Source organism: Microbacterium testaceum (assembly GCF_001476655.1).
Classification (GTDB): Bacteria; Actinomycetota; Actinomycetes; order Actinomycetales; family Microbacteriaceae; genus Microbacterium; species Microbacterium testaceum_C.
In genome coordinates this window covers 20,544-27,055 of sequence record NZ_LDRT01000039.1, presented here as the reverse complement: position 1 = coordinate 27,055, position 6,512 = coordinate 20,544, and the positions used below count along the sequence as shown (strand labels likewise).

General features: G+C 66.8%; 6 protein-coding genes. 3 read left to right on the top strand and 3 right to left on the bottom strand.

Going from position 1 to position 6,512, the window contains the following annotated elements; genetic code table 11:
* Positions 1 to 590: 590 nt before the first annotated feature.
* On the top strand, positions 591 to 1,223 hold the full coding sequence (locus tag NS220_RS06785; RefSeq protein WP_058623326.1) for a hypothetical protein: 633 nt from the start codon (positions 591 to 593) through the stop codon (positions 1,221 to 1,223).
* Here the strand turns inward: NS220_RS06785 and NS220_RS06780 are convergent.
* Positions 1,206 to 1,703, bottom strand: a complete 498-nt coding sequence (locus tag NS220_RS06780; RefSeq protein ID WP_058623325.1) for a hypothetical protein — start codon at positions 1,701 to 1,703, stop codon at positions 1,206 to 1,208. The two genes, NS220_RS06785 and NS220_RS06780, sit on opposite strands and share 18 nt — an antisense overlap.
* 33 nt (positions 1,704 to 1,736) lie before the next feature.
* Here NS220_RS06780 and NS220_RS06775 point away from each other — a divergent pair, with 33 nt between their 5' ends.
* Together NS220_RS06775 and NS220_RS06770 are read left to right on the top strand one after the other, a co-directional pair.
* Positions 1,737 to 2,933: a hypothetical protein gene (locus tag NS220_RS06775; protein ID WP_058623324.1), complete on the top strand. Its 1,197-nt coding sequence runs from the start codon at positions 1,737 to 1,739 to the stop codon at positions 2,931 to 2,933.
* Complete coding sequence (locus tag NS220_RS06770; RefSeq protein WP_206542998.1) at positions 2,933 to 4,174, top strand: hypothetical protein; 1,242 nt, start codon at positions 2,933 to 2,935, stop codon at positions 4,172 to 4,174. Before NS220_RS06775 ends, NS220_RS06770 begins: the two co-directional genes overlap by 1 nt.
* A gap of 655 nt (positions 4,175 to 4,829) precedes the next feature.
* Here NS220_RS06770 and NS220_RS06765 read toward each other — a convergent pair.
* A complete protein-coding gene (locus NS220_RS06765) occupies positions 4,830 to 5,330 on the bottom strand; it encodes a hypothetical protein (RefSeq protein ID WP_058623322.1) in 501 nt (166 codons plus the stop codon).
* 91 nt (positions 5,331 to 5,421) lie between these two features.
* Positions 5,422 to 6,396 (bottom strand): hypothetical protein, encoded by a 975-nt coding sequence (locus NS220_RS06760; RefSeq protein WP_153004193.1) that lies wholly within the window; start codon positions 6,394 to 6,396, stop codon positions 5,422 to 5,424.
* Positions 6,397 to 6,512 lie beyond the last annotated feature (116 nt).

Genomic DNA, 6,512 nt, shown 5'->3' with positions numbered 1-6,512 from the left:
AAGACAAAAGCGCGAATCGGGTGTTCTGCCCGCCTGGGGGGGTCGGAGATGTGTATAAGGTGGCGGGGGGGGGGGGGCGCCACGCCCCGGCCAGGGGCCGATCGGCGACCACTTCTCTGCCAGGCGCGGAGATGGCAACAGAAGCACCCCCATGGCATCGGATACCAACCAACTCCAGGGTCGCCGCCACCGAGAAGCGGAAGAAGGCCCTCGAACGCCGGCGCGCCGGATGGTCGTCCGATGACAACGCAGCCGAGATCGGGTAAGCGAACAAGGGCAGCGCACACCGCGCGGTGAAACAGGCATCGCCGACATCACCCGCGAGTCCGCGACCGAACTGCTCGAGCTCCAGATGTCCCGCGTCGACGCCCTCCTCGCTGGTGCGTACGAGCCAGCCCGCAACGGTGACCTGTTCGCCGTCTACCGCGTGCTGAAGATCATCGACCAGCAGGCGAAGTTCACGAACCTATAGGACCACAAGCGCGACGACGCCTCCGCCGAGGTTCGCGCCGCCCTCGTCGGCTTCAAGGAGGGCCTTCGTGGTGTGTTCGGCCAGGACGACACGTACTGGCAGGTGCGCGATCTACGGCATGTGGGACCCCACCCGCCACGTCCGCCCGTGGGCTGAGCTGCCGCAGATGCGTCGCCTGTTCGGCTTCGGCGTCGACTTCGGCACGAACAACCCGTCGACGGGCCTCCTGCTCGGCCTTTCGCGTGAGCGGCGTCGCGACGGTGGCTACGGTTCCCGCGTGCGGCTCGTCGACGAGTGGCGGCACGACACCCGCGGCCAGGAGGCAGCGCAGCTGTCCCCCTCGCAGCAGGCGGGACTGTTCGCCCGCTGGCGGGAGCAGCCGCACACCCCGTACGACACGGCCCTCCGCCCGGAGTTCGTGATCGTCGACCCCGCGGCGCTGCACTTCCAACGCGAACTGAACCTGCTCGGCATCCCCACCTCAGGCGGGCTCAACAACGTCTCGTACGGCATCGCCACGCAGGCATCCCTCCTCTCCGAGGATCACCTCGTGGCATCCGACCGGTGCCCCGGCTTCATCGCCGAGGCCCCGGGCTACTCGTGGGACGCGAAAGCCGCGCTGCTCGGCAAGGACGAACCGGTCAAGGTCAACGATCACTCGCTCGACGGCGGCCGGTACGTCATCGCCACGACCGAGAACATGTGGCGACCCATGATCGACTGGCCCACCGAGCTAGTCGTCGCGGCTTGACGAAGCAGCACCCGCACCGCGCCCGCGGATGACGTGCACGAGAAGCGCTGTCGAGGCAAAGAGCAGCGCTGCGACCAGAGCGATGATGAGGACCGCCTCAATGTAGGCGTCGTCCCACGGCCTTTGCATGACGAGCCACAGGACTGCGCCGACGGTAGCGAGCAAGGACACGATTGGGACGAAGTTGAGACTCGTATCGCGCACATAGGCCTGTTTCACGTCGCTCGAGGAGATCCGTGCGGCGAGACGGTCGCGAGCTTCCTCCAGCTGCTTGTGGGCGTCGCTGCCCGTTGGCAGGCCGGCGATCGCTTCGTTCATGAGCTTCAAGCGACGTAGCGACGCGCTTTCACCTCGCGTCCCCCACCAGCTGGTCCAGAGGCTGGCGGCCAGCACAAAGAGGCCAACGATCAGAGGAATCCAAGAAATAACACTCGCTTCCGACGAGGACCCCTCGACGGCGGAGTGAACCAGCGGCAGCATGCGCCGATCGTATCCACCTGAAAGGAGACGCGCGTGCCCGTCATCGACGTCCGAGTCCTCTCCCAGGGCGCGACGACCGTGCTGCTCCCCGAGACCGGCAAGCTCGCGATCACGGCGGTAGTCGCCGGCGGCCCCCGCACCCGCGTCACTGCGGACGGTGTGATCTTCTCCCGCACCACCGTCATCGACATCGTGAACGGCCGCCCCGTCCGCGAGATCAACCTCGACCCCACCGACGGCGGCTACTGCATCGAGTGGCGCATCACGACTACCGTCGGCGGTTTCAAGCTCGTCCGGTACACGGAGATCCCCGACGTTGACAGGCCCGTGTCCCTCGGCGCACTCCAGGAGGTCGACCGGCAGACGTTCCAGCCGACGCCCGAGGTGCTCGCCGCGTGGGACACCGTCCGTGCCGGCACCTTCACCGCCCGCGAAGAATCCGTGTCGGCGGCTGGTCGCGCAGAGACGGCGGCCGGTGAAGCCGACACCCAAGCTGGCGACGCGTCCCGCGCGGCTGAACAATCCGCCGGCTCAGCACGAGATGCCGACACCAGCTCGCGCGACGCATCCGGATCCGTCGAGGCCGCCTCGCAGCACGCCGGTGCCGCGTCAAGGAGCGCGACCGATGCGTCAGGCTCAGCGAGTGCCGCGGACCGCCGCGCGACCGACGCGGACACCTCCGCCAAGGCCGCCGCCGAGAGCGAGCGGAAATCCGGCCTATCGGCGACGGCCGCGGGCACGTCCGAGACGAACGCCGCGACATCGGAGCGCAATGCGGCAACGTCAGCGTCCGAGACGGCCGAGTCGGCGCGCGCGGCCGCGGGCTCCGCGACCGACGCGGGCAAGGCCAAGACCGACACGGAGAAGCTCAAGGGCGACGTCGAGAAGGTCGTGCAGACCGCGACGTTCCTGTTCGTGCAGCAGGGCGACCAGCCCGCCGGCGTCCTGAACCTCGCCGACGTGAAGACGAACGCGATCATCCACCGCCGCCTCACCGGCAACGTCACCGGGATCACCCTCCCGACGACGCCGACCCCGGGGCAGATGATCACGCTCGTGCTGACGCAGGACGCGACGGGCGGGCGCACGCTCACGACCCCCGCCGCGATCTTCGGTCACGAGGGCATGGACCCGACGCTCTCGACCCTCCCAAACTCCGTCGACATGATCGGCCTGCTCTACGACGGCATCCGCTGGTGGTCGATGGTCCCGGCTCAGCGGGGCGCGTGATGCGCGCGGCCCTGCTCGATCGGCGCGCGCAGCCGGTCAAGAATCACTCGCCCAACCCGGCCCTCCAGGTCAGCGACGTGAACATCGGCCCACTGGGCGCCAGCACGCCGGTGACGACGGCGTTCTCCTCGAGCTTCCTGCCGGCACCTGCGGGCGCGGTGACGTACACCTCGACGGCTGACGGTGCGATGGGTCGCCGCTGGAACCAGAACAACCCGCTCACCGTCGGCGACGTCGTGCGCTTCGCGTTTTGGATCACGACGTCCGTCTCGACGAGCATCAGCCCCTACATCGAGTACACCGGCCCCCGTGCCACGTACGCGGGCGGAGGCTTCGCCGCCGGAACGATTACCGTGCCGGCCAACGTGCGGACCCGGATCACGGGCATGGCCGTAGCTCCGAAGCCTGCGTCCGTCGACCTCGTCGCCCTGCGCACAACGGGGTTCATCTCCTCCGCCGAGACGGCGGGCGCGTCGATCAAGCTCGAAGCGCACATGGTGACCATCAACCAGCCGCTCCCCGAGGTCCACTGCGACGGGAACACCCCAGGCTGGAAGTTGCTGGGCACCGTGGGCCTGTCGCCTGCGATCGGCTGGCCGTACACGCTCGACAGTGTCGCTGGAAAGCCGATGGCGAGCATCGAGGGCGACGGTGTCCAGGCCGCGATCAGCGGTCAGCCCTTCGACCCGTTCTCGGTCTACTGGGTGTACGACGCCTACGCTCCCGCTGCGGAGTGGACGGAGCCGTTCGGCGTGCTCGGGAACGCCAACGCCGCGGCCTGGCCGACGATGTGGGCGAACCAGGGCGCGCTCTCGTTTGGTCGCCGAAACCTCTCGGACTACACCTACGCGCACTCGCGCCTCGGCACCGGTCCAAGCCCGCTCGACAACCGCAACGGCATCAGCCCGACGAGGATGAACGAAACCCGCGCGTGGGAGGTGGGGTGTCACGTCGTTGCCCGGGCGATGACTTTCCCCGGGGGCACTGACGCGAGTCTGCTGACGATGATCGACGGCAAGATCGACCACGTGATGACGTACGCCGGCGGTGCCGGGATCGGCATTGCCCCCGCGCTCATCCGCGCGCGCACGCCGAGCGCCTCGGCGAACCTGCCGACGCCGGTCAACACGAACGCGCTCGCGATCCGCGGGCTGTTCTACGCCGCGAACCACGACCGAACAACGCGCCTCGCTGTCGCCCGGTGGCTCGCCAACCGCTACGGCACACCGCTCGCCGCATGACCAACGCCCCGGCGTCCCTCCTCGAGAGGTGACGCCGGGTTGGTCCCAAACGCCCGTCGAGGTGATCAAGGAAGCGTTCGCGTCGACCTTCGCTCGGCACCGGCTCCACCGTTCAACGCCCAAACGATGGTGAAGCTCTCGAGCTTCGTACTCTCAATGAGCGCTGGCGTGACTCGTAGTCGCAGGTAGTCACCGCTCTCGATCGTGATGGGCAGCCGCTCGACTGGCCTCAAACACATGACACCAATCGGCGGCGATGTCGGTACCGACCGAACTTCCAGCCTCTGGCCAGACGTGTTTCGGATTCCCAACACGTTGTCCCGTAGCCGCTTGGGTACTCCCCACGCCGCTCGACGCGTGGATTCAGCGACCTGTTCCTGCGCCTCGGCGAGACGGGATAGCGCTTCCGCGGCCGTCGCGCCGGACCGGCGAGCGGATCGAGCTTCCACACCGGCGATCACGGCACTGACGATTGCAGCGATAGCTGCCGCTAGCGCGATCCATTCAGACAAGCTCATGCGGCAGATCCTATGGCTCGGACGTGAGGCGAGCCTCGCGGCCGTCCGCTGGCTCGCCAACCGATACTGCACCGCGCTCGCCGTTTAGGCGCCGACTCCGCAACGAACTGCTGACGCGGGGGCGACGCGCCACGGGGCTACTTCTTGCGTGAGGTCCGCGTCAGTCGGCGGTACGCGACTGCCACCACGGCGGACGCTATAACCGTCAGGACACCGAAACCGAGGGTCTGCCCGAGAGCCGACATCAGATCGGCGGCCAGAGGGCTGCCGGCTTGCTGTTGCTCGAGTGCTCCAATAAACCCGACACCAGCAGCTGTGAGTGTGGCGAGCAGCGCCAAGCCCGCCCAAACCCAGACAGTCGACTCTCGCGACTCGCGCAGGTCCTTCGAAGAGATGCGGTTGGCGAGCCGATCGCGCGCTTCTTCAAGGCGGTCGCGAGCCGAGTTTCCCGCCGGCATTCCGGCGATCGCCTCATTCATCGCTTTGATCTGACGCAGATCGGCGGACTCCCCGCGAGCGGACCAACTGTTGATGAGTCCCGCACCAGTGGCGACGAGAACGCCCATCAGCGGAATCCATGGCACGAGCGATGCGGCAAAGGCTGGGACCTCAGTCTGTCCCGCAGCGAGCGTCAGCATCCGCCGATCGTATCGACTTCCCGGCACACGGCCGGGTCGGCGCCCGTGGAGGGTGCTCTGCGTGACGAAGGTGGACCATGCAACCTGAGATCTACGGCAGTCGGTAGTCGTCCGGGAGGTTGCCCTCAGATTGGCATTCTTCAGTGAATGTAGCGAGGAAATCTCTTGCCGCGGCATGTTGGGCGGCACGTTCGCTTGTGTACACATCGCCGAAGATCGATTCTTCGTAGGCGTCCCGCGCGGCAGAAACAATCTCCACGCTCCAGCTAGGCGCACCGTTCGTTGCATCCGCCCACTCGGTCAACATTGTCTCGCTTGAGGCACGAGCTTCCGTGCTTGTACGTCCCCCGCGCTCGGCGACGGCCTCGTTGATGGCCCATGCTGCAGGCACCCTTCCACACGCGGCGGGGGACGTGCGCGGGGGCTTGTTGGCTGCATTGATCGCGATCGCCGTCGGAATGACGATTGCAGCGACCGTGGCGACAACGCCCAGGATGGCGACCGCCAGCATTTGCACATGCCGCCGTCCTTCTACCTTTCGATCCTGCTGCCTCTCCGCGCTAGTCGACTCCGCAGAATCCTGTTGCGCCTCGACGAATTTGGACAAGCTCGCGGCCGCAACCGCAATGCTACCTGCGGTGGTGTCGGGCTCGATTTCGTAGACATCGACACCCGGTAGCGGAAGGACGGCATGCGGCTGTATCGCCCTCATCCATTCCGAGTCGTCCGTTCGCAGCTGTTCTGGGGGCAGCAGGTTGCCGGCTAGGCGAGCGAACTGTGCGCGGAACGCCGCTAGTTGGGGCTCGTACATCGCACTCATAGCCCGACGAATGGGTGCGAACATCTCTTCGGCGACGAGACGAGCTTTCTCGTGTCGCTTGTCGGACGGGTCGTCCAGGATGTCCTGCAGTTCCTGCAGTGACAATTCCCAGAGAGCGTCTTTCTCGGTGTCCCCTGTCGACACGCGTTTGCTTGACAGGGTCTCCCACTCGCCATTCGCACGACGTACTCGAATAGTCGGGCGGCCGCTCTCCCCCGAGCTACGCTCTTCTGCCCCATCGTTCATGCGAATCAAGCTATCGCGACTCCGTCGAACGCCTCATCCGCCGCCAGATCAGGGAGGGGCGTCAACGCGGTTTTGTGTGCCGCGAAGGACGCTTATGAAGCCGTCGCCTCTTCACG

Bases quoted from the DNA above. Each gene is read 5' to 3' on its own strand.
- NS220_RS06785 (WP_058623326.1), top strand. From the start codon at position 591: ATGTGGGACCCCACCCGCCACGTCCGCCCGTGGGCTGAGCTGCCGCAG.
- NS220_RS06780 (WP_058623325.1), bottom strand. From the start codon at position 1,703: ATGCTGCCGCTGGTTCACTCCGCCGTCGAGGGGTCCTCGTCGGAAGCG.
- NS220_RS06770 (WP_206542998.1), top strand. From the start codon at position 2,933: ATGCGCGCGGCCCTGCTCGATCGGCGCGCGCAGCCGGTCAAGAATCAC.
- NS220_RS06765 (WP_058623322.1), bottom strand. From the start codon at position 5,330: ATGCTGACGCTCGCTGCGGGACAGACTGAGGTCCCAGCCTTTGCCGCA.
- NS220_RS06760 (WP_153004193.1), bottom strand. From the start codon at position 6,396: ATGAACGATGGGGCAGAAGAGCGTAGCTCGGGGGAGAGCGGCCGCCCG.